The organism is Psychrobacter halotolerans (assembly GCF_039680845.1).
GTDB lineage: Bacteria > Pseudomonadota > Gammaproteobacteria > Pseudomonadales > Moraxellaceae > Psychrobacter.
Window position 1 is genome coordinate 194,626 of record NZ_JBDKWD010000001.1, and the last position, 21,800, is coordinate 216,425.

Below are 21,800 nucleotides of genomic sequence, written 5' to 3' on the forward strand. Positions count from 1 at the left end.
AACAGTAAAAAATATAGAAACACATAGGACAATAAGAAATAATGAATGCTACAAATCAAAATATAACACCTAATAAAACTTATGAGCGCAGCATTACCCTCCCTCGCGGCACACTTGATCTAACCTATCAAACCAATTCAGCAACGGCTAAAAATGACTTGGAAAAAAGCGACAGCTATGAACTCGAAGACCTGCTTGGATTTGCACAGCGTATCAATCCAAAACGGGCCTTTTTATTCGTCTCAAAAGTGCTGGGGCGGCATATACCAGTTGCCCCCCATACAATGCGCCACGCCTTTACTGACTTGGCAAACTTGATGCCTAATGATTTGCCTGAGCCAATCTTAGTCATTGGTATGGCAGAGACGGCAGTTGGCTTATCAGCTGGTGTCCATCAAGCGCTAAAAACGCGCTATCCAAACGCGTTATTATTAAACTCTACTCGTCACGCGCAGCATAGCGACAATAACAATGATGATAATACTGAGACGTTACTGACCACTTTTAATGAAGATCACAGTCACGCCAGCCAGCACTTGATTTACCAAAGCTCTAATAGAGATATTCAAAAGCAAGTACTTGCGAGCAAAACCTTAATCATGGTCGATGATGAAGCGTCGACAGGCAATACCTGCATCAATGTCGTGACAGCGCTGCGTCAGGCAGGACTCACACAATTAGAATCGGTGCATCTTACCACGCTCGTTGATTGGTCGTTAGATCCAGAAAATACGGACAAAACCGAAAATGGCGCGTTACCTGAGCGCATGGCTGATCGTTTGACTGGTATTAACTTTCATCGGCATTACCTACTATCTGGTGCTTGGCAGTGGACAGACGCTCCTAATCCTGAACCAATTATTATGCCGTCGGTTGATACCACCGAAGCTGGCAGTCAGGCGCTGGGTAATACAGGCAACTGGGGACGATTTCCAACGCTTGACAGTACCAAGGGCTTTGCCAACTATTTGGCTCATTTTCAATCGGCTTTTAAAACGTTTCGTAGTCAAGCAAGTACGAATATCAATGAGCTGACGTTACCAAAAAAGGTGTTGGTGTTAGGAAGTAATGAATTTGTTTGGCTGCCATTTTTATTGGCAGAGTGGCTTGAGGCGCAAACTAAAAAGACAGAAATGGACGCTAAGTCTACGGTTAAATTTAGTGCTTTGACACGCTCACCGATTGCGCTTGGCGGCGCTATCACCACTATGCTGAGCTTTAATGATAACTACGGGCTTGGCATGACCAATTTTGTTTATAATGTTAATCCAAACGACTGGGATTTGATCGTTTTGTGTGTGGAGACGGCGGTAGATAGCGTCGATGAGTTGTGGAAAGGCTTAGATAACGTACTTGTAGTGGGTGCTGATAGTGAACTTAACTGAGTTTCTATCCAACATTAAAATAGCTTTAGGACTCAGTGACAATAATCTAGCCATCCTCGCTCTTGTTTTTGCAGTCATTTTTGTCATTATAAGATGCTTTCACTATATCGTTAATCGTGTCGATGCCAAAGACGATAAGCAATTTGAGGTACTGTACAAAATCATCGATGACAATAGCTTCGTTGAACGGTTGAACAATCAACCATTTTTAATTAAGCAACTTTTTTATAGACGCTTTTATCTACTCAAAGAATATAAGGTTGAAGAAATAGAGTTCCTGATGTCTCAGCGTCGCTTAGAAATTAACTTATATGATCTTAGCGATTTAAAATCGGGTCGCATCATAAGGTTTGAAAACGGAAGATACATCAAGTGCTCTAATAGGCTAACAAATTATTGGATTAATAATGCTAAGAAATTCATGGCTCTTGTTGTTATGGGCTGCCTGTTTTGGATAGGCATCATGGCGGCTTTGTTTCTCCTATTACTTAAAAGCAGTATATTGTTTTATCTCTCTATGACGCCGATTTTTATATTAGAGATTTATTTGCTCATTAAATTTTATGCCGTAAGAGCGTATTTAAAAACAAAAGATGTTATCGATGGTTTTTTGTATCAAAGCGAATTATTCAAAAACAATCAAGGCACAAATAACCCATGACCACACCATTTTTTCAGTCCGATTCAACTCTCATTAAGCCCTACGCACTAATGGACTTGGACGATACTTTATTCCAAACCCAGCGTAAAATTGATACATGGAAGTTACCCACTGCTGAACCCGAACATTTGGTTTGTGCAACGGTCAATAAAAAAGGTCAGCCATTAAGCTTTATGAGCCAACGCCAAGCTGCTTTTTTTAATTGGCTACTTATTAATACTGACTTAATCGTAGTAACCGCTCGTGATCGCAGCGAAATCAAACGTGTAAAACTGCCCTTTCACAGTTGGAAAGTATTGACCCATGGCGCCGTTATTTTAACGCCTGAAGGAGAAATGCTCAGCGATTGGCAACAATACATATATGACACGCTGCAACCTATGCAAGACAAGTTACATCAGATCACGGCACTCATTAATGATTACTCTGAAACAACCGGCTCCGCTCTTAATAATTTAGTGATGACGTTGCATACTGATCACTTTTGTACCAGCTCTGATAAGAGCGCTAATGATACGCAGTTGACCATTTATCTAGCGATTAAACATGCCCAAAAAGACCATCAGGCACTGGCCGACTTGGCGAAGCAATTGCCGACACTGATACCGGATTTTGATGCCCACTTTTATGTCCATGTGAATGCAAATAACCTTGCGATATTGCCGCATGCAGTTCATAAACGTCATGCTGTGCAGTTCTTATTGCAATATCATTTAGACAGCCTGCGCCCAAGCTTTGGTTTTGGTGACAGTCTGGCAGATCTACCCTTTTTGCAGCTGCTGGACTGGTACGGTATGCCCAATCGCGGTCAGCTGCACGAGCAGCGCTATACTGAGTAATCCAGGCGTAATCTCACCATATCTTACTACCACCCAAACAAGTGCTCACACTCTATGCCCGAAAATAATATCACGACAAAAAGAGCAAGTTTAAAAAGTTACGGCTCGGGTAGCTATCTTGCCCGCGATGTGACCGTGCTGCTCGATATTGTGGATAAAGACGCTGTTGCCGATGTGCCTGTCAGTCAAAAAGAAGCGCTCATTCAAAGTGGTCAACGTCATTATTCAGACATGCTGACACTAGAAGATGCACCAAGTGCCATGCATGAGCAGCTATATAGTCAGGCCCTAGCACAAGGAACAGCGAGAACGGCGACGGATGTTGCTAACTTGGCACATACCTTACATGGTATTTTTCAGTCGCAAGTGAGCGATGAGCACCCATTAGTTTTGGTCAGTTTGGTGCGGGCAGGTTTGCCCATTGGGGTGTTGCTACAAAGAGCATTGGCGGATACGCAAAGCCGTTATGCGCTACCAAGTACGCATTATGGTATCAGTATTATTCGTGACCGCGGCCTTGATCCACTTGCCTTACAACTGCTATTAGACGCCTATCCAAACAGTCCTATCGTGTTCGTCGATGGCTGGACCGGTAAAGGGGCGATTTATCAAGAGTTGACCCGCAGTTTAGAGCCATTTAGCGATTCGAGTCATCCCAATTTTGCCAATATCTTTCATCAAGGCGCAAATGTCATTCCATTACTGACTTTGGCTGATCCAGCGGGCGTCGCTTGGTTAGCGGCAAGCGAAGAGGATTGGTTAATTCCATCAGGACTCTTAAACAGCACGGTATCAGGACTCATATCTCGCAGCTTGTATACCGAACCGCAATTAGGACTACATCGCAGTGTGTTTTATGATAACTTGGTGACGATTGATCATAGCTTAGGCTTTATTGATTGCGTCAATAAGGCACGGCGTCATTTATCCAAAGCGCCTTGCTCGCTGCCAACCTTTAAACAACCACGCTACCAGACTGCTGACTTAATCAATCAGCTGGCAGCAGATTATGAGATTGGCAATCGCAACCGTATCAAGCCGACGATTGCAGAGGCGACGCGGGCCATATTGCGCCGCGACCCAGAGCGTATCCTACTGGCAACCGCCGAACATCCTGACACCGAATTACTGCGACATTTATGTACCCAGCGAAACATCTTGATTAGTGTATTAGGTGATAAAATACTACCGTACCAAGCCATTACACTTATTAAGCAGCGCAATCAAGAGCATTAACCTACTAATCATTGCCATGTCGATCATTTTGTAGAACTCAATTGACGATCTAAAAAAGCCTGCCAATTGATCATATTACCTACCTTTACGCCCACTCACTACTTACGATGCCGATTATGTCAAAAACGTTAAACCATGAATCAAACATTTATAGTTATACTCAGTCTTACGCGCATCTGATTACTGAGCGTCATGCCATGATTAGGCCACACACCCATCACCCTTATCAGCTTGGTGCCAGCCTTTATATGCCAGCAACGCGCCAAGATATCTGGCAAGTCATCACGCGTGAAAAACTACCGACGATTAATAGTATTATTATTTGTTTAGAAGATGCCGTCAGTCATAATGACGTTGAGCTGGCATTGGAACGCTTAAAAGCGCTGCTGCATACATGGGCGACGCATATCGACAGTATTCATGATCCCTCAAAACAAGCAGGTTTTCAGTCAAAAGCGCAAACGGATCATCCGACTCGTCCATTAGTATTTATACGTCCGCGCAATCCGCTGATGTTACAACAGCTGGCGGACTATGCTCATATCGACCTTATCGATGGTTTTGTCATGCCAAAAGTGGATATGTGCAGTCTGTCCAATTGGCGTATGGCTTGTCAGAATTTGAGTGCCGACCAGCTGCTCATGCCAACCCTTGAGACCGCTGCACTTTTCAACCCGCATCACAACCAAGAGCTTGCCATTGGATTTAAAGAAGCCTTTAATCAGCCCGTCTTTGCGCTGCGTATTGGCGGTAATGACTTGTTTGCGACGCTACGTTTGCGCCGACCCAAAAACAGCATCGTTTATGACACGCCTATTGGCACGCTTGCCTATCAGTTGCTTGGCTGCTTTGTACCGCATGGCTTTTATCTGACAGCGCCCGTTTTTGAATACTTGGATCAGCCCACCTTATTTATGCAAGAGCTGACTCACGATGTCAGCTTGGGATTGGTTGGCAAAACGGTCATTCACCCAAGCCAAATCGCTTTGGTACAGCAAGCGTATCGCGTACCATCGAGCATCTTGGATGAGGCACAAGCGATACTACATAGCGAGGCCAAAGCCGTCTTTAAATACAACAACACCATGCTAGAGCCTGCCACCCATCGCGCGTGGGCCACTGAAATTGTGAACCGCGCTGAAGTGTTTGGCAAAGTGGATGACGGTAGTATCGACTACAGCGCCGGATTATAGCCGTTAAGTATTTATTTGCTATAGTCGGTCTACTATGAAATAAATACAGCGCTACTGAGATAAATTTTGCGCAGCCTCTGTCTGCGCGGGCACAGCAAGCAAGGAAAAATTATCTTAGTAGCGCATTGCAATACTTCTCATCATTTTATTTAGGACTGACTATAGATTGTGTAAATGCCAGACTGTACAAAAAAGACCGCTATCAAATATCGATAGCGGTCTTTTTATTTAATGTAAAGATCACAATCTGTAAAGGGCACTATAAAGTTGTGACGCTTTAAACACAACTTTCCAAAAACTGCTTCATCATTTGATTGACCTGCTCAGGCGCTTCTACGGTTGCGGTATGCCCCGCGCCTTTGACAACGGCAAGCTTTGAGCCTTTAATGGCAAAATGCATGCGCTCAGACTTTGAATAAGGCGTGGCCACATCTTCATCGCCTACCACAATCAACGTTGGTATATCGATCTCTCCTAGGCGCTCATAAATGCCCTTGCGCTCGATCACACCCATGGTTGCTCTGGTTGAGCCAACCTTACGATTGCTGTTTAAATTCGCAAGCCATTCTTTATGTTCTTTCTTGCGGGATTTGTCGGTCAAAAAGGTGCTGCCAAACATAATGGGCATTATTTTTTTAGAAACACGCTTCATGCCTATCCAGCGAATGGCTTTTACCAGCTTCTGATATTTAGGAATATTTTCCGCTGCTTCAGGATCAGCGGACGTTTCCAGTAAGATAAGCGACAGCAGTCGTTCAGGATAATTGATAGCAATACGCTGTGCCACAAAGCCGCCCATAGACAAGCCAACAAAATGACATTTATCAATGCCGAGCGCATCGAGCAATCCTATCGTATCCTCAGTCAACGTCTCCATATCATAGCCTGACTTGGTGATTTGTGATTGACCTTGTCCACGAAAGTCAAAAGCAATACAGCGATACTCTGTTTGAAAATACGCCACTTGCTTGTCATACATCTGCGAGCTCCACAGTAGCCCATGAGCAAACACGATCACAGGTTTTTGCGTGTCATTTGGGGCACTGTCCTCAAAATAAATATCGACATCGTTAATTTTTATCCTTGGCATCATCACATCCTTGTTTGATTAAAGTTTGAACGTCACATCGTATGATTTTTTGCGCTCACCTTGAAATATTAGCATAATCCATTAACGCAGTACGTGACGTAATTTTTATGACTCCTCTGTTTGCGCGCGCATAATTACAGCGACTTGTACGGGAGTTTGGAGTGCTTGACCAGCGTTTCGATGTGTCTTTAGCGCCTACAAAACCTACTTTTATAATCTTAGTAAGCTGCTATAGTAACCAGCGTTATGAATAAATATTGAGTGATTTATTACCGTCAATTTTTATACAGCAGCATAAATAATCATTAAAAATAAGGAAATCCAAGATGTCACAGCCTATAGTCGGATATCAAGTTGAAAATCACATTGCTACCATTACTTTTAACGACCCAAAAAGCTTAAATGCTTTTGGAACGCCGTTAAAAAATAACGTCATAACAGCGCTGGATCAAGCAGCAGCAGATGATCAGGTACGCGTGATTATTCTACAAGGGGCTGGTAGTAATTTTTCAAGTGGCGGCGATATTAAAGAGATGTTATCTGAAGGATTAGATAAGGACACAATTTCAAATAAATTAAAAGGTATGGTAGAAGGCGCAGGAGAAGTCAGCTTAAAGTTACGTCACATCCATAAACCGATCATTGCCAAATTAGAAGGCGCGGTCGCTGGGGCTGGTATGAACTTGGCGCTGACCTGCGATTTTCGTATTGCCGCTGATAATGCCAAATTCGTCCAAGCGTTTGTCAATATCGGTTTGATTCCCGATGCCGGCGGTATTTATCTATTGAATCAATTGGTTGGTGCAGCAAAAGCCACTGAGCTTGTGATGTTGGGTGATAAGCTTAAAGCAGAAGATATGGCTCGCTTAAATTTAGTGAATAACGTCGTTAGCGCTGATGATCTGGACGCCACCGTACAAGCATTGGCGCTACGGTTGAGCCAGTTGCCAGGTAAGGCGTTGGCCTCTATGAAAGAGAGCTTCAATGTGCACGCTTTTGCTGGTTTGGAAGAGGCGCTGAACACGGAAATTGAACAACAGACTATAATGGCAAAAACCGATGACTTTATAGAAGGCGTTAGTGCCTTTATAGAAAAGCGCAAACCAGTTTATCAAGGTAAATAACCCTATTAGGTATTCATACTAAATAAACAGTTACACTAAAAAGGCTACCAATTGGCAGCCTTTTTTTATGATCAATATGTTTGGATAAGACGTTGCTAAGAAGACAGCGAGTTATATTCATAAGGCAAGGTAAATATCTTATCGAAGATAAAAGTAAATACGAAATTATAAATCAAGAAGAATAGCAACAGTGCGGCTTCCATCACGAACGCTTGTATCAAACCAACACCGTACCAAATCATATATATTGGCAAGCAAATCAACACCAAACCAATCTCGAAGACCAGTGCATGGCCACTGCGAATCAATAACGTACGCTGCGCTATTTGCTTGCGCCGCTCCCACGCCTCAAAAGCAGTGTTATATAAGAAGTTCCAAATGATCGCAGCCAGCGATACCATCATGGCGACAGGCAAAGATTCTGACGCATCGCTATTGCTTAGCTTCATCAGTACAAAAGTGGAAGAGATAATTGCGATAATCTCAAACAGAGTCACATAGACGATACGACGTTTGAGCGGTGATAACGTAATCAACCAAGACTCCAAAGCACCTGCATTTAAAAAAAGTGCCTATCAAAGTTCGGTCCGTCCCGAGTGAGAAAAATAAAAATATTGCAAAGCTACGGTTTCTGCATGCACTTGTATTATACATAAGATAGCTTAGAAAATCAGCCAATCCATTTACAATGCAAAAACCCCACATCAATTTGATATGAGTTTACTATAATTAACTTCTATCAATATCACAGTTTATTTTACCAATAAATGCACAATCTCTATCTAAGTCGATTGACTCTGTTTCAAATCCAAGCTCTTTACGAACTGCATTTCTTAGATCTACTATCGAATCAAGAGTACCATTCTCAAACATTATTTTTTTTAATTGTTGAATTACTTCTGAACCCTCACAAGTACAGGCTAGTTCATTAAAACATGAACGTGCAGATTCAATGCTTTCTCGCTGAGGAGTCATATCACCTTCAGATATATTAGTGTATTCATAATTACTTAAAACGGCATTTGCTAGATTAAGAGCCTTTAAACAAGCATTCCTTTTCATTATCCAAACTTCATTCTTTTGATGTAACGACTTTGAAAGTTCAACTCTAACTGTTTCAAGTTCAATTAAATATTCAGACTTTACATTTTCTATTTTTCTAGTTATTTCCTCTATGTCTTCTCTTGTAGCAAGGTTTTTTCCTTTTTCAGAAGAATAAGAGAATAAATATTTCCTAAATATAAATAAGCTCGCAATACCTAGTAAAGATAGTATCTGCAGTATAGCTATAATTCCGTTCATATGATTTACTCTTTTTGTTTGTAATTAGAACTTTTGTATATGTACTCTGATTCTCCATCAATATAATCTAAATTATTTTTGGAAGCAAATGAGAGGAAATGCTATACGTCAATCTATGTCGCACCATATTGAAAGTCTATAAACATATTATTTGAGAATATTTTATTGCAAAACTATATTAGTCTCTAAAATCTTGTACGGACTTACTAATAAACAATGTCATATCAATAAATTGAAAAAACCCCACATCATCACGATACGGGGTTTTCTTTATCTAAAAACGTCTAACTCAATTTCTAACCAAAATTAGGTCAACTGAGCGACATTGATCTTGTCTGCTTCTTCTGTATAGTCTTCCATACGGTCGAAGTTCATGTATTGATAGACTTCATCACCCATGCTGTTTAGCATGCCAGCATACTGCTGATATTCGTCGTTGGTTGGCAGTTTACCAAGTACGGCGGCGACTGCGGCAAGCTCGGCTGACGCTAGGTAAACATTCGCGCCTTGACCTAGACGGTTCGGGAAGTTACGAGTCGAGGTCGATACCGCAGTAGACTTCGGTGCGATACGTGCTTGGTTACCCATACATAGTGAACAACCAGGCATCTCAGTACGAGCGCCAGCTTGTGCATAGATGTTGTAGTAGCCTTCTTCCATCAACTGGCGGGCATCCATCTTAGTAGGTGGTGCAATCCATAGACGAGTCTTGAGGCTTCCTGCTGGCACGTCTTGTAGCAGTTTACCAGCGGCACGGAAATGACCGATGTTGGTCATACATGAACCAATGAATACTTCATCAATGGTATCACCAGCCACGTCAGCTAGGGTTTTTGCATCATCTGGATCGTTCGGGCAGCAAAGGATAGGCTCTTTGATGTCTGACATATCGATAGTGATGTCGATTGCATATTCCGCATCATCATCAGCACGCATGAGGCTTGGATTGGCCAACCACTCTTGCATTTGCTCAACGCGGCGGCTAATGGTACGCGCATCTCCATAGCCTTCAGAAATCATCCACTTAAGCAGCGTGATGTTTGAGTTTAGGTATTCAGTTACTGACGCTTCTGATAGCGTGATGGTACAGCCAGCGGCACTACGCTCGGCTGATGCATCAGATAATTCAAACGCTTGCTCAGCGGTCAAGTCTTCCAACCCTTCAATCTCAAGGATACGACCGTTAAACTCGTTGATTTTACCTTTCTTATCAACCGTCAAGTAGCCTTCTTTGATCGCTTGATAAGGAATCGCGTGTACCAAGTCACGTAGCGTGATACCCGCTTGGCGCTCACCGACGAAACGAACACGAACAGACTCAGGCATATCAAGTGGCATCACACCAGTTGCTGCAGCAAACGCAACCAAGCCAGAACCCGCTGGGAACGAGATACCCATTGGGAAACGGGTATGCGAGTCACCACCAGTACCAACGGTATCTGGAAGTAGCATACGGTTCAACCATGAGTGAATAATACCATCACCTGGGCGCAAGCTGACGCCGCCGCGGTTCATGATGAAGTCAGGTAGTGTGTGCTGAGTTTCAACGTCAACTGGCTTTGGATAAGCCGCTGTGTGACAGAATGACTGCATGACAAGATCCGCTTGGAAACCCAAACATGCCAAGTCTTTTAGCTCATCACGCGTCATTGGGCCTGTCGTATCCTGAGAGCCGACCGTCGTCATTTTTGGCTCACAGTACATGCCCGGACGTACGCCTGTCAGGCCACATGCTTTACCAACCATTTTTTGCGCAAGGGTAAAGCCTTTACCCGTATCAGCTGGCTCTTCTGGCTTAGCGAATACGTCTGAATGACCAAGACCCATATATTCACGAGCACGATTGGTCAAACCACGACCAACGATCAATGGAATACGGCCACCCGCACGCACTTCGTCAAGCAAGGTTGGCGAGCTCAAGTTGAAAGTAGACAGTACTTCGTCAGAATCATGCTTAGTGATCTTGCCTTCGTACGGATAGATGTCAAACACATCACCCATGTTTAGGTTATCAACCGCGACTTTTTCGATTGGCAATGCGCCAGAATCTTCCATGGTGTTAAAGAAGATAGGAGCGATGTTGTTACCCAATACTAGACCGCCACCACGTTTGTTTGGCACGTTAGGAATGTCTTCGCCCATCAACCACAATACTGAGTTGGTCGCAGACTTACGGCTAGAACCTGTACCTACAACATCACCCACATAGGCTAATGGATGGCCTTTTTCTTTTAGCGCTTCGATCTGCTTCATCGGACCGACTACGCCCTCTTCGTCAGCATTGATGCCGTCGCGAGAGTTTTTGTGCATCGCCAATGAATGCAATGGGATGTCAGGACGGCTCCACGCGTCTTGCGCCGGTGACAAGTCATCCGTGTTGGTCTCACCTGTCACTTTAAACGTGGTATACGTGGTTTTTTCTGGTACGGCATCACGGTTCAAGAACCACTCAGCATCCGCCCAAGATTGAACAACGCTTTTTGCAATCTCATTGCCCGCTTCTGCTTTTTCAGTGACGTCATTGAACGCATCAAATACCAGCAATGTCTTTTTCAAAGCGTCTGCTGCGTCTTGAGCAACGTCGCTATCATCCAAGGCAGCAACCAATGGCTGCACGTTGTAACCACCTTGCATCGTTCCTAAGATTTGAACCGCTTTTTGCTTGCTAATCAATGGAGACTCAGCTTCACCTTTTAAGATCGCTGCCAAGAACGCCGCTTTAACATACGCTGCTTGGTCAACACCAGCAGGAATACGGTTTTCTAGCAAATCCATTAAGAAAGCATCTTCGCCTGCTGGTGGATTTTTTAATAGTTCAACCAATTCTGCTACTTGTTTTTCATTAAGTGGTAGTGGTACGGTTCCTAGCTCAGCACGTTCTTCGACATGTTTACGATAAGCTTCTAACACAATAGTCGTCCTCGTCAGTTGGGAGTTTAGTACATTACGTGGGTAGTCAACATGACAGCCTGCGACCTGTACTAGATAGAATAATTATGTGTGCAATCATAGCTTAAAACGCTCTAAATGTTAATGGCTGAGCTCTGAAAAGGCTTATAATAAGGCCATATTGGACATTTATTATAAAAATAGTGCCATCAACCATATGATTAACTTCATTTTATAATCAATATTTGTCTTATTGTTTTGTTGGGCTGCTGCTTGATTTATATTCAAGCAAATACCATACAGTTAATCCATGATAAATGCGGCACATACAGCGACAACACAAATGCATTTAGCAACCATCAAGGAGGATAAAATGAGCGACAATTTGAACAATAATTTAAATGAGGACAAAGTGAGCGACAATATGGACAGCAATCAAAATACTGACTCTCATTATAAAAACGGTTTAAAAGTTCGCACCGAGGTCATGGGTGAAGATCACGTCAAGCGCTCGCTGGATGCGGCCACGGGTTTTACCCAGCCCTTACAAGATTGGATTATTGAACATGCTTGGGGCAGTACGTGGCAGGATGACGCCATATTGCCGCGCAAATATCGCTCTTTAATCACCATTGCTTTTTTGGTGGCTCAAAAGAGTCCGAATGAGTTAAAAGGACATATCAGAGGAGCGATCAATAATGGGGCGAGCGTCGCTGAGATTCGAGAAGTATTGATGCACAGTTTGCCATATTGCGGCGCACCTGCCACGCAAGAAGCCTTTCGCGCTGCCATAGAAATCCTGAATGAGTTGAATATCGATATTGATATTTAAAACTATGCTAACAAGTAGTAGCGTAGTAACCTTATTTAATAACCTATGAGTCATCTTACTCATATTGATTAAAAATCTGTTTTTAAATTTCTGCTATAATACCTTCACTCAGAACACATGCTAATAATTCCATAAACCCTTATACTATAAAGGGTTAAGAGATAAACTTATTATGACAACTGCCGTTCAAACCCATGTACCTGCTGTCAAGGCAAAACCTAAAAAAGCCATACAAGGCGAAAAATTGCGCGGTTACGATAAAGTTGCGCGTATCCCAATTAAAGTAATCCCGACCGTTGAAGCTAAGAAAAAGCCAGATTGGATTCGGGTAAAAATGTCGTCGCCAGCTGAAGTGGCGCGCATCAAAGCCACCTTACGTGAGCAAAAGCTTTATACCGTCTGTGAAGAAGCGGCCTGCCCTAACCTGCCACAGTGTTTTGCGGATGGTACGGCAACCTTTATGATTATGGGCGATATCTGTACGCGTCGTTGTCCGTTCTGTGATGTCGGTCATGGTCGTCCAAATGCCCTAGATGCGGACGAGCCACGTCATACGGCTGAAACTATTCAAGGTCTACAGCTCAAGTATGCGGTCATTACGTCTGTTGACCGTGATGATCTAAAAGATGGCGGCGCAGGACATTTTGTAGAAGTGCTTAATGAATCAAGAGCGCTGAGTCCAAACTGTTTGATTGAGATATTGGTGCCTGATTTCCGTGGTCGTATGGACATCGCACTGGACTTATTGACAGAGACCGCGCCCGATGTGTTCAACCATAACATCGAAACCGTGCCACGTTTGTACAAAGCATTCCGTCCAGGCTCTGACTATCAGCACTCACTTGATTTGCTTAAGCTCTATAAAGCGCGTCGTCCTGATATCGCCACCAAATGCGGCTTTATGGTCGGTCTTGGTGAGACGGAAGAAGAGATTTATGCCTTGCTTGATGATCTAAAAGCACACGACGTCGATATGATTACGATTGGTCAGTATCTGCAACCAAGTAAGAATCATGCGCCTGTTGATCGCTACGTCCATCCAGATGAGTTCCAGCGTTATATGGACTATGGTAAAAAGATCGGCTTCTTTAGCATTTGGGCAGGGCCCATGGTACGCTCAAGCTACTTTGCAGACCGTCAGTATTATGGCGAAGATTGTCCAGCGCCAATCCGTAGTAAAAAGGCCTTGGAAGCAGAAGGCAAACTTGGCTGTTAATTGATGGATTAATTATTAGTCATAAAGTATCAGCTAAGAAAATAAAAAGGGTGAATAACAATTATTGTTATTCACCCTTTTTTTATGTCTTTGAAAAAAGAATATGGCTACAGATAAACCAATATAGTGAGTTCGGTATAAAAACGATAGAGCAAGACTGGTATAAATTTTTTGTAGCCTCTGTCGGCAATGTCGCAGCAAGCAAAGAAAATTTGTATCAGTCTTTCATCAGCATTTAGCATCCTTCTTATTTGGTATTTGCCTATCTTTAACCGTTAAACAGTCACCGTCGGTGTTGGCGTCTTACTTGTCTTAATATTAAATACAGCAATACCTAGAACGATGATGCCACCCGCAATACCTGTGGTAATCTCAGGATAAATCAATAACAACGCTCCAACAGCCAATATTGCGCGAGTCAATGGATTCATGTCACCTTTAAAATATCCTTCCAATGCTGAGCTGAGCGCGATGACGCCAGTGACCGATGTGACAACCACCGTGATAATATCAATAATAGGCGGTAGCGGGAAATCTTTGGCCGTGACGGCAAGACCTGTGGGATCGATCATCAGCATCGTTGGGTTATAGATAAACATAAACGGCACGATGAATCCTGCCAACGCCAGCTTGAGGGACAAGAATCCCGTCTTCATCGGATCGCCGCCAGAAATACCTGCCCCAGCAAAAGCCGCTAAACACACAGGCGGGGTAATATTAGCAAAGATACCAAAGTAAAAGACGAACATGTGCGCCGATAAAATCGGAATATCAAATCCTGCCAATGCCGGAGCTGCCATCGTTGCCGTAATGATATAGGCCGGAATAGACGGCAGCCCCATACCCAAGACCATTGACGCTAGCATGGTTAAGATCAGCGTAAAGAATAGCGAGCCTGCGCCTAGCGTAACAATGGATGACGTCATGACCGTACCAAAGCTGGTCAAACTCACCACCCCAATGATAATCCCGACGACCGCACACGCTGCCATGACCGCGAGTGATTGACGCGCACCATCTTCTAGGGCGCCCAAAATATCAGCAAAGCTCATACGAGTCTCAGCTCGCAGCATACTAATCACAACGGTAAAACCAATGGTATAGGCTGCCGCATAACCTACTGGCACGTTTCTGATTAATAAGAAAATCAAAAACACGATCGGTAATAACATATGGCCGCGCGCTTTTAATACCTCTTTTACCGCAGGTAAGCTTTCTTTGGCAATCCCTTTTAGATCACGGCGGCCAGCACGAAAATGCACCTGCGCGATGACGCCCAAATAATATAATATGGCGGGTAATAAGGCCGCCAAGGCAATCGTACTATACGGCAGACCTGTCGTTTCTGCCATGATGAACGCACTAGCGCCCATAATTGGTGGCAGTATTTGGCCACCGACAGAAGCACTGGCCTCAACCGCGCCCGCAAAGTCTTTGTGATAACCGACCTTTTTCATCAGGGGAATGGTAAAAGCACCCGTACTCACAACGTTGGATAAAGCAGAGCCGTTAATACTGCCCATAAATCCACTGGAAATGACCGCCACTTTTGCCGGTCCCCCTTTTTTATGACCGGCAATGGCCAGCGCCAAGTCATTAAACAACTGACCCATGCCCGAGCGTGCCAAAAACGCACCAAAGAGAATGAATAAGAAGATAAACGTCACCGACGCGCCAATCGCAACCGAATACAAGCCTTCGGTTTTCAAAAACAATTGACCAAAAATATCGCCCATATCATAAGGACGCGTCAATAGTCTGTCTGGCATAAAATCCATATGACTGACAAATGGATAAGCCAAAAATATACCTGCCAATATCGGCAAGATCCAGCCTGTGATACGGCGACTGCCTTCTAATACACAAACCACGGTAATCAGTGAAAAAATCACATCCATCTGATTTGCCATACCACCACGTGACGTCACAATGTCTTGGTATTCGTAGATCAGATAGGCCATACCCGATAAGGAAAAAGCGAACCACGCCCAGTCGTACCAAGCAACTTGCTTACGGCTACTCTTCTTACCAGCTGGGAAAATCAAAAAAATCAAGGCAAAACCAATGCCCACGTGTACAGAGCGCTGCAACAACGCTGGCATCGGATTAAAAGTAATATATAAATGAAAGAGCGAATATATGATACAAAGACCAGCAATAATATATTTGACGGGTCCTTGGGTAATATGCCGCGTGATCGACTCTCGATCGTATTTTTCTAATATGGCTTTATTATGGGCTTGCACCTCAAGTTCAGCGTCAACATTAGTTTCAGAGTCGGTGTTGGAGTGTATGGGTAAATCATTATTATGATCCGTCACTTGGGAGTTCATGACACAAGTCCTTTTTAAATCTATCAATGAAACCATACGCTTTTGGCATGATCACGACTTCAGAATAGTCTGGCACCCACTGGTGTATGAGAAATCGGTGGTTACCATAATCAATCTCACCTTTGGTAAGCCTTGAGACCACCCAATTAAGATTGGGCAGCTTCTCATTGATTTGATAACCTAAATAGCCAGGTTTTTGTACGGGAGCCAGCGTTTCAGTGGAAGGGGTACCAGCACCAAAAGCTTCGAAATAAGTGGTGGTCAAGAGCAGTCCATCGTCTTGACGTTGGTATTGCTCCTCCCACCATTGTTTTTCTACAGAGTGTATCCAGCGCAATTGAAAGTTGGGTTGGTCAAAATAACAAACCTTATCACTTGCATCATCAACGCTCTTCACGCGAACTTCAACCACAGGTTGGCGGACAACCAGATTCCCCAAAGTCAAACCTAACAATGAAACAATAAGCACCGCGCCTGTGACAAACCAAAGCCGCTTACTTGGCACCTTGCTCATCATAGTACTTTTTCGCGCCTGGGTGGATAGGAGCAACCATGCCCTCACGAGCGGTTTCTAGGCTGATATCGTTGGCCGCTTGGTGCGCGGTTTTTAAACCGTCTAGATTATCAAATAATGCTTTGGTTAATTTATAACCATCCGCTTCAGACAAATCAGAGCTGACCAATAAAGCATTCATAATCGCCGCGGTTGGAATAGCCGCTTCATTACCATAAGTTCCCGCTGGAATCTCAAAGGTTTTGAAGTAAGGCTTGGTGGCAATGATCTCTTTGAGTTTGTTTTGATCGATGCTGATCAATTGTAAATCTAAGCCTTGCTCAAGCTCCATGAGCGACGAGTTTGGTAAACCACTACTAAAGAAGGCGGCTTCGATTTTGCCCGCTTTCATGCCGTCAGCCGCTTCCGCAAAACCTAAATAGTCAACCGTCACATCATCATAAGTAATGCCAAAACCTTCTAGTAAGGTTCGTGCATTGACTTCTGTTCCAGAGCCCTGATCGCCTACTGCGATGCGCTTGCCTCTGAGGTCTTCTATATTTTTGATGCCAGAATTTTTGGTCGTGACGATTTGCACAACGTTAGGATACAAGACCGCCAGTTGTTGAATATTAGTGATTGGTTGTTCAAAGTTGTTTTTGCCTTCTACCGCATCGGTAACCACATCACTGAGCGCCAATACCATATCGACTTTGCCTTGGGTCAACAAATTGACGTTTTCGACAGAAGCCCCTGTGGTTTGCGTTTTTGAGTTCACCCCAAAGGTTTTGACATATACTTCTGATAGTGATGTACCGATGATATTGTAAGGACCAGACGCGCCGCCTGTAGCAATGGTAAGAAACTTCGTATCAAGCTTGTTGGCGTCCGCGGCATCAGCAGTCGTACTGTCTGCCGCTGTATTGTCAGTGCTTTCTGAGCTTGGAGATGAGCATGCGGTCAGGCCTAAAATGGCACTTAACGTGGCTGATAAAAGTAATGGAGACTTGAGAGAATTAATCATTGAATTCATCCTTGAAATAATCGATTTAATAAAGCTAATGACATCATTGATGCATTACAGGCGTGTAATAGTATAGCAATCCTTTTAATAAATAAACTATAGTCAATTTATCGGTTATCCCTAACGCGTGAAAAATAGACTATTTAGATAAAAAAGACGGTTACTATATGGGTAAATGCTAAAAGCAGTGTTCTGCTATGCGAAACATTGTTTCATTAGTTAAACCATTTAAGCAAACTTTGAATATGTTGTAAACCTTTATCCCCATTTAAGTAAATATAAGGTGGTTTTTGATTGCTATTGACCCACTGCCGCTCATATAAATACCCAAAACGACAAGCTGCATGTCAAATGGCATTGACCCTGTCCCGCTTTGTCGCTAAATTGCGTAGTAAGCGAAACGATTACCAGCATCTACTACCATTACGTGGAATGAGACGTATAATACGCAGGTCTTAACACCGCTCTAAAATATCTTATTAGCGCGTGTCCATTAAAATAACAAGTCATTAGAACATTTCAAGGAATCTGATATGAATAGCCACGTTGATACCAGTCATGACCACATTCTTTCATCTGATAACATCCACTACTTGCATCATCATTTTTTTGAGCCAAGCGCTAAAGACACTGCCATCACCGCCACTTTATTGATTGTACATGGTATGGCAGAACATAGCGGTCGTTATGCAGATTTTGCACAATTTTTGGCAGATAACGGCATTGCGGTGGCAACTTACGATCAGCTTGGTCACGGTCAGACCGTCAAAACAGAAGCAGACTTAGGGTTTTTTGGTGATGAGCATCCCGTACAGTCCCTACTAAAAGACGTCATTGTCATGGCAGACAGCTTAAAAACGCGTCATCCGAATGTCCCGCATTTTGTAATGGGTCATTCGATGGGTTCTTTTATTGTACGCAATGTGCTTAAGCATCACGCGCACAATTTTACAGGTGCCATTTTAATGGGAAGCGCCAATGCCAATCCACTGACCAAAGTCCTTGTGCCTGTCAATAAAGTCTTGGCGAAAGTTGCTCCTAGGCAGCCAAACACTGTGCTGGCAACCGTCATGAACAAAATACTCAATGCTCAAATTGACGATGATAATGCCTCTTCACAGTTCGCTTGGCTCAGTGAAAATACTGCCAACATTGAAGCTTATGAAGCCGATCCACTGTGTGGTTTTGACTTTACCAACAATGGCTTTATGACTTTATTTTCGCTGATGGATACAGGGTTGAATAAACGCTGGTCTACGACCATTGCCAAACACTTTCCCATGCTTTTTGTCAGCGGCGAAGACGATCCGATTGGTGATAAAAGCAAAGGGATTCGCAAGGTTGCCACTCGTCTAAACAAACAGAATTTTAGTAATGTTGAGATTCAGCTGTATCCCAATATGCGTCATGAGCCCCTGCACGAAACAGACAATCAGCTTGTCTATCAAGATATTTTAGAATGGCTAGAGAGCCATACGCCCGAGAAGTAAAACAGAAATAAAACGGGCGCTAAGGTTAAGGTTTACGCTTATCCGGTTTGCTAAAAGTCGCCAAATTAGCGACAATATGGCAAGCACCTTTTTAGGCCAAGTTATTACAAGTTATAATAGGCTGTTAACGATAAAATTCAGTTTTTCCCTTCACCCATTTAGGAATGTTTATGTCATTACAACAAACCATCGAACAAGCGTTTGAAAAGCGCAACGAATACAGCCCAAGCACCATGCCACAAGACGTGCGTGATGCGGTCGAGCAAGTGCTTGCGCAGCTAGATGATGGTAGCTTGCGCGTTGCAGAAAAAAAGGATGGCGAATGGGTCGTCAACCAGTGGGCAAAAAAAGCGGTCCTACTCTCATTCCGTCTAAACGACAATTACGTCATGCCAGCGGGCGAACACGTACAGTTCTATGACAAAGTTCCAACTAAGTTTGCTGATTGGACCGAAGCCCAGTTTAAAGAAGCTGGCGTCCGCGTCGTACCGCCAGCCATAGCCCGCAAAGGCTCATACATCGCAGCCGGTGCGGTACTCATGCCTTCATACGTCAATATCGGCGCTTACGTCGATCAAGGTGCGATGGTAGATACTTGGGCGACCGTTGGTTCGTGTGCTCAAATCGGTAAAAACGTTCACTTATCAGGCGGCGTTGGTATCGGCGGCGTGTTAGAGCCATTACAAGCCAATCCAACCATCATTGAAGACAATTGTTTTATCGGTGCACGCTCTGAAATCGTGGAAGGCGTGATCGTTGAAGAAGGCGCGGTTATCTCTATGGGCGTTTATATCGGCCAATCTACGCGCATTTATGATCGTGAAACAGGTGAGATCCATCGTGGTCGCGTACCAGCAGGTTCAGTTGTCGTACCAGGCAGCTTACCTTCAGAAGATGGCACGCACAGCTTGTACGCTGCTATTATCGTGAAAAAAGTTGATGCCCAAACACGTGCAAAAACGGCGGTCAATGAGCTATTACGTTTAGACTAATTGTCGCCTTTATACCGTTCTTGGTTCTGCGTTTACTAAAAGGTGCTTAGATTTTTCTAAGCACCTTTATGTTGTCTGTCATTTTTAATTTTAATCTGGACATTAAAATAATATTATACTCTGTCATATACCCTACAAAATTGAGAATAAAGATGAAAACAGCCGAACAACGCAAAGCTGAATCCATCATCAAATTAAAACAACATAATATCCCTTACATCGACTGGCTACCACCCATTGAGTCGGCCGATCAGGCAGTCTATAAATCCAAAGAAGCCATCGCTAAAAGAGCCATCGCTTGTCTGATCAGCATTCAAGCGGCTTGTGATCGAAATAATGACCGTTATACGCCTGAAAGCGCGCAGTGGTGTTTGGGCTTAATTCAGCAGTTTGAATTGGGACAAGCGCTCACTCCTTTTGAGGTTAAAATACTCAATAATGAAGGCGATGAACAAGACGTCATTAATATGATTTGGAAATATGAAGCATATTGGTCATTATTGTGGGCACTGGGTTTGGTCGAAAGGTTGGATTTTCCAAACGATACCGTAGATTGTGACTATGCGATAAATGTAGTGGCTCGGTGCGAGGCTTTTGAAGATTTTATGCAGTCTGCCAATTTACGTGATTTAGAAACGGTGCTAGATGAAGCAGATCTTATTTATCGATACCACTGGGCTTGTGTGAATGCCCGCATCAATCAACAAGAAATACCAAACGCTATGATCGAAAGTGTCGTCTCAGAGCGGCGCGCCGGACTTGATTGGTTGATTCGTCCCCATGCTGATTGGGACAATCCTGATTTGAATACCTAAAATATGTTACTCTTTGCAAAATAAGGCTTACTGCTGACTATTAGCGTATAATGACGGCTCCAAAAATGGCGGATACAATCCTATTCCCTCATTCTTAAATTTTTATTCTTACTCCTATACTGTGTCTTTCTATGTCAATTTTACGTAATGCCACCATTCCTGTCACTGACCCTGAAGCGGGTCTACGTTTAACGGAAATTTTTTACTCTTTGCAAGGCGAAGCCCTTACCTCAGGCTTGCCTACGATATTTGTGCGCTTAACAGGTTGTCCGCTACGCTGCGTTTATTGTGATACCGAATACGCCTTTACGGGCGGCGAGCGTCAGTCACTAGAAGCCATTATCGCGACGATTAAAAGCCATCCTTGTAAGCGTATTTGTTTGACAGGCGGTGAACCTTTAGCCCAGCCTAATGCCATTGAGCTGATGAAGCGTCTGCTTAGCGATGGTTATGAGATTTCTCTTGAGACCGCAGGCGCGCTCACGGTAGAGAACGTCCCGCCAGCCGTCAGTAAAGTGATGGATCTCAAAACACCCAGTTCAGGTGAAGTCGATAAAAACCTATGGTCAAACCTCGATTATCTTACCCAACATGATCAGATTAAGTTTGTCATCATGAATCGTCAAGATTACGACTGGGCAAAAGACACACTAATTGAGCATCAGTTAAACGAATTGGTCGGTACGGTATGGTTTTCGCCGATGTTCAATGTCGCAGATGATATCGATGAGGATCTCAGCCCTGAGGTGCCTGTATTGGCACGCGAGCTTGCAGAATGGATATTGGCTGACGCTCTCCCCGTACGCTTTCAGCTACAATTGCACAAAATTATTTGGGCAGATGCCAAAGGCAAATAATACGTTAATCATCGTTATAGCGTGCATTT

19 protein-coding genes are annotated in these 21,800 nt (G+C 43.6%); 12 read left to right on the top strand and 7 right to left on the bottom strand.

The window, feature by feature from the left end:
• Window positions 1–41: 41 nt before the first annotated feature.
• From AAJP47_RS00815 to AAJP47_RS00835, 5 genes are all read left to right on the top strand, one after another.
• On the top strand, window positions 42–1,385 hold the full coding sequence (locus AAJP47_RS00815; RefSeq protein WP_346716016.1) for a phosphoribosyltransferase domain-containing protein: 1,344 nt from the start codon (window positions 42–44) through the stop codon (window positions 1,383–1,385).
• Entirely contained in the window at window positions 1,372–2,046 is a 675-nt protein-coding gene (locus AAJP47_RS00820) for a hypothetical protein (protein WP_346716017.1), read from the top strand. The genes AAJP47_RS00815 and AAJP47_RS00820 overlap by 14 nt, the downstream gene beginning before the upstream one ends.
• The gene (locus AAJP47_RS00825; RefSeq protein WP_346716018.1) at window positions 2,043–2,885 is read left to right on the top strand and encodes an HAD hydrolase family protein; all 843 of its coding nucleotides are present in this window, start codon (window positions 2,043–2,045) and stop codon (window positions 2,883–2,885) included. Before AAJP47_RS00820 ends, AAJP47_RS00825 begins: the two co-directional genes overlap by 4 nt.
• 54 nt (window positions 2,886–2,939) lie before the next feature.
• Window positions 2,940–4,121, top strand: coding sequence for a cysteine protease StiP domain-containing protein (locus AAJP47_RS00830; protein WP_346716019.1), 1,182 nt, complete (start codon window positions 2,940–2,942; stop codon window positions 4,119–4,121).
• Between the two features lie 116 nt (window positions 4,122–4,237).
• Window positions 4,238–5,314, top strand: coding sequence for an HpcH/HpaI aldolase/citrate lyase family protein (locus AAJP47_RS00835; protein ID WP_346716020.1), 1,077 nt, complete (start codon window positions 4,238–4,240; stop codon window positions 5,312–5,314).
• Window positions 5,315–5,591: 277 nt separating this feature from the next.
• On the opposite strand, the gene AAJP47_RS00840 is transcribed toward AAJP47_RS00835, so the two are convergent.
• A complete protein-coding gene (locus tag AAJP47_RS00840) occupies window positions 5,592–6,404 on the bottom strand; it encodes an alpha/beta fold hydrolase (RefSeq protein WP_346716021.1) in 813 nt (270 codons plus the stop codon).
• Window positions 6,405–6,730: 326 nt separating this feature from the next.
• Here AAJP47_RS00840 and AAJP47_RS00845 point away from each other — a divergent pair, with 326 nt between their 5' ends.
• Entirely contained in the window at window positions 6,731–7,528 is a 798-nt protein-coding gene (locus AAJP47_RS00845) for an enoyl-CoA hydratase/isomerase family protein (RefSeq protein WP_346716022.1), read from the top strand.
• 95 nt (window positions 7,529–7,623) lie between these two features.
• Here the strand turns inward: AAJP47_RS00845 and AAJP47_RS00850 are convergent, their stop codons facing one another.
• The 3 genes from AAJP47_RS00850 to acnB form a co-directional block, all read right to left on the bottom strand.
• Window positions 7,624–8,064: a PACE efflux transporter gene (locus AAJP47_RS00850; RefSeq protein ID WP_346716023.1), complete on the bottom strand. Its 441-nt coding sequence runs from the start codon at window positions 8,062–8,064 to the stop codon at window positions 7,624–7,626.
• 193 nt (window positions 8,065–8,257) lie between these two features.
• The gene (locus AAJP47_RS00855; protein ID WP_346716024.1) at window positions 8,258–8,830 is read right to left on the bottom strand and encodes a hypothetical protein; all 573 of its coding nucleotides are present in this window, start codon (window positions 8,828–8,830) and stop codon (window positions 8,258–8,260) included.
• Between the two features lie 306 nt (window positions 8,831–9,136).
• Window positions 9,137–11,740, bottom strand: a complete 2,604-nt coding sequence (acnB, locus tag AAJP47_RS00860; protein ID WP_346716025.1) for a bifunctional aconitate hydratase 2/2-methylisocitrate dehydratase — start codon at window positions 11,738–11,740, stop codon at window positions 9,137–9,139.
• Between the two features lie 403 nt (window positions 11,741–12,143).
• Between acnB and AAJP47_RS00865 the strand changes: the two genes are divergently transcribed.
• Window positions 12,144–12,551: a carboxymuconolactone decarboxylase family protein gene (locus AAJP47_RS00865; RefSeq protein WP_346716549.1), complete on the top strand. Its 408-nt coding sequence runs from the start codon at window positions 12,144–12,146 to the stop codon at window positions 12,549–12,551.
• Window positions 12,552–12,723: 172 nt separating this feature from the next.
• Complete coding sequence (gene lipA, locus AAJP47_RS00870) at window positions 12,724–13,767, top strand: lipoyl synthase (RefSeq protein ID WP_346716026.1); 1,044 nt, start codon at window positions 12,724–12,726, stop codon at window positions 13,765–13,767.
• Between the two features lie 275 nt (window positions 13,768–14,042).
• Here the strand turns inward: lipA and AAJP47_RS00875 are convergent, their stop codons facing one another.
• The 3 genes from AAJP47_RS00875 to AAJP47_RS00885 are packed head-to-tail and all read right to left on the bottom strand — an operon-like array spanning window position 14,043 to window position 17,617.
• Complete coding sequence (locus AAJP47_RS00875; RefSeq protein WP_346716027.1) at window positions 14,043–16,100, bottom strand: TRAP transporter permease; 2,058 nt, start codon at window positions 16,098–16,100, stop codon at window positions 14,043–14,045.
• Window positions 16,075–16,614 carry a DUF1850 domain-containing protein gene (locus tag AAJP47_RS00880; protein WP_346716028.1) on the bottom strand — a complete coding sequence of 180 codons (540 nt, stop codon included), beginning with the start codon at window positions 16,612–16,614 and terminating at the stop codon, window positions 16,075–16,077. The genes AAJP47_RS00875 and AAJP47_RS00880 overlap by 26 nt, the downstream gene beginning before the upstream one ends.
• A complete protein-coding gene (locus AAJP47_RS00885) occupies window positions 16,595–17,617 on the bottom strand; it encodes a TAXI family TRAP transporter solute-binding subunit (protein WP_346716029.1) in 1,023 nt (340 codons plus the stop codon). The genes AAJP47_RS00880 and AAJP47_RS00885 overlap by 20 nt, the downstream gene beginning before the upstream one ends.
• Window positions 17,618–18,150: 533 nt before the next feature.
• Between AAJP47_RS00885 and AAJP47_RS00890 the strand changes: the two genes are divergently transcribed.
• The 4 genes from AAJP47_RS00890 (at window position 18,151) to queE (ending at window position 21,771) form a co-directional block, all read left to right on the top strand.
• Entirely contained in the window at window positions 18,151–19,107 is a 957-nt protein-coding gene (locus AAJP47_RS00890; RefSeq protein WP_346716030.1) for an alpha/beta hydrolase, read from the top strand.
• 170 nt (window positions 19,108–19,277) lie between these two features.
• The gene (gene dapD / locus AAJP47_RS00895) at window positions 19,278–20,099 is read left to right on the top strand and encodes a 2,3,4,5-tetrahydropyridine-2,6-dicarboxylate N-succinyltransferase (RefSeq protein ID WP_346716031.1); all 822 of its coding nucleotides are present in this window, start codon (window positions 19,278–19,280) and stop codon (window positions 20,097–20,099) included.
• Between the two features lie 152 nt (window positions 20,100–20,251).
• On the top strand, window positions 20,252–20,914 hold the full coding sequence (locus AAJP47_RS00900) for a DUF4272 domain-containing protein (RefSeq protein WP_346716032.1): 663 nt from the start codon (window positions 20,252–20,254) through the stop codon (window positions 20,912–20,914).
• Between the two features lie 131 nt (window positions 20,915–21,045).
• Window positions 21,046–21,771 (top strand): 7-carboxy-7-deazaguanine synthase QueE, encoded by a 726-nt coding sequence (queE, locus tag AAJP47_RS00905; protein ID WP_346716033.1) that lies wholly within the window; start codon window positions 21,046–21,048, stop codon window positions 21,769–21,771.
• The last annotated feature ends 29 nt before the right edge of the window (window positions 21,772–21,800 follow it).

Coding starts and splice junctions, on each gene's coding strand:
- AAJP47_RS00865 (WP_346716549.1), top strand. CDS start 12,144: ATGGACAGCAATCAAAATACTGACTCTCATTATAAAAACGGTTTAAAA.
- queE (WP_346716033.1), top strand. CDS start 21,046: ATGTCAATTTTACGTAATGCCACCATTCCTGTCACTGACCCTGAAGCG.
- AAJP47_RS00875 (WP_346716027.1), bottom strand. CDS start 16,100: ATGAACTCCCAAGTGACGGATCATAATAATGATTTACCCATACACTCC.
- AAJP47_RS00835 (WP_346716020.1), top strand. CDS start 4,238: ATGTCAAAAACGTTAAACCATGAATCAAACATTTATAGTTATACTCAG.
- AAJP47_RS00855 (WP_346716024.1), bottom strand. CDS start 8,830: ATGAACGGAATTATAGCTATACTGCAGATACTATCTTTACTAGGTATT.
- AAJP47_RS00825 (WP_346716018.1), top strand. CDS start 2,043: ATGACCACACCATTTTTTCAGTCCGATTCAACTCTCATTAAGCCCTAC.
- AAJP47_RS00900 (WP_346716032.1), top strand. CDS start 20,252: ATGAAAACAGCCGAACAACGCAAAGCTGAATCCATCATCAAATTAAAA.
- AAJP47_RS00890 (WP_346716030.1), top strand. CDS start 18,151: ATGAATAGCCACGTTGATACCAGTCATGACCACATTCTTTCATCTGAT.
- AAJP47_RS00885 (WP_346716029.1), bottom strand. CDS start 17,617: ATGATTAATTCTCTCAAGTCTCCATTACTTTTATCAGCCACGTTAAGT.
- AAJP47_RS00840 (WP_346716021.1), bottom strand. CDS start 6,404: ATGCCAAGGATAAAAATTAACGATGTCGATATTTATTTTGAGGACAGT.
- AAJP47_RS00845 (WP_346716022.1), top strand. CDS start 6,731: ATGTCACAGCCTATAGTCGGATATCAAGTTGAAAATCACATTGCTACC.
- lipA (WP_346716026.1), top strand. CDS start 12,724: ATGACAACTGCCGTTCAAACCCATGTACCTGCTGTCAAGGCAAAACCT.
- AAJP47_RS00880 (WP_346716028.1), bottom strand. CDS start 16,614: ATGAGCAAGGTGCCAAGTAAGCGGCTTTGGTTTGTCACAGGCGCGGTG.
- dapD (WP_346716031.1), top strand. CDS start 19,278: ATGTCATTACAACAAACCATCGAACAAGCGTTTGAAAAGCGCAACGAA.
- AAJP47_RS00815 (WP_346716016.1), top strand. CDS start 42: ATGAATGCTACAAATCAAAATATAACACCTAATAAAACTTATGAGCGC.
- AAJP47_RS00830 (WP_346716019.1), top strand. CDS start 2,940: ATGCCCGAAAATAATATCACGACAAAAAGAGCAAGTTTAAAAAGTTAC.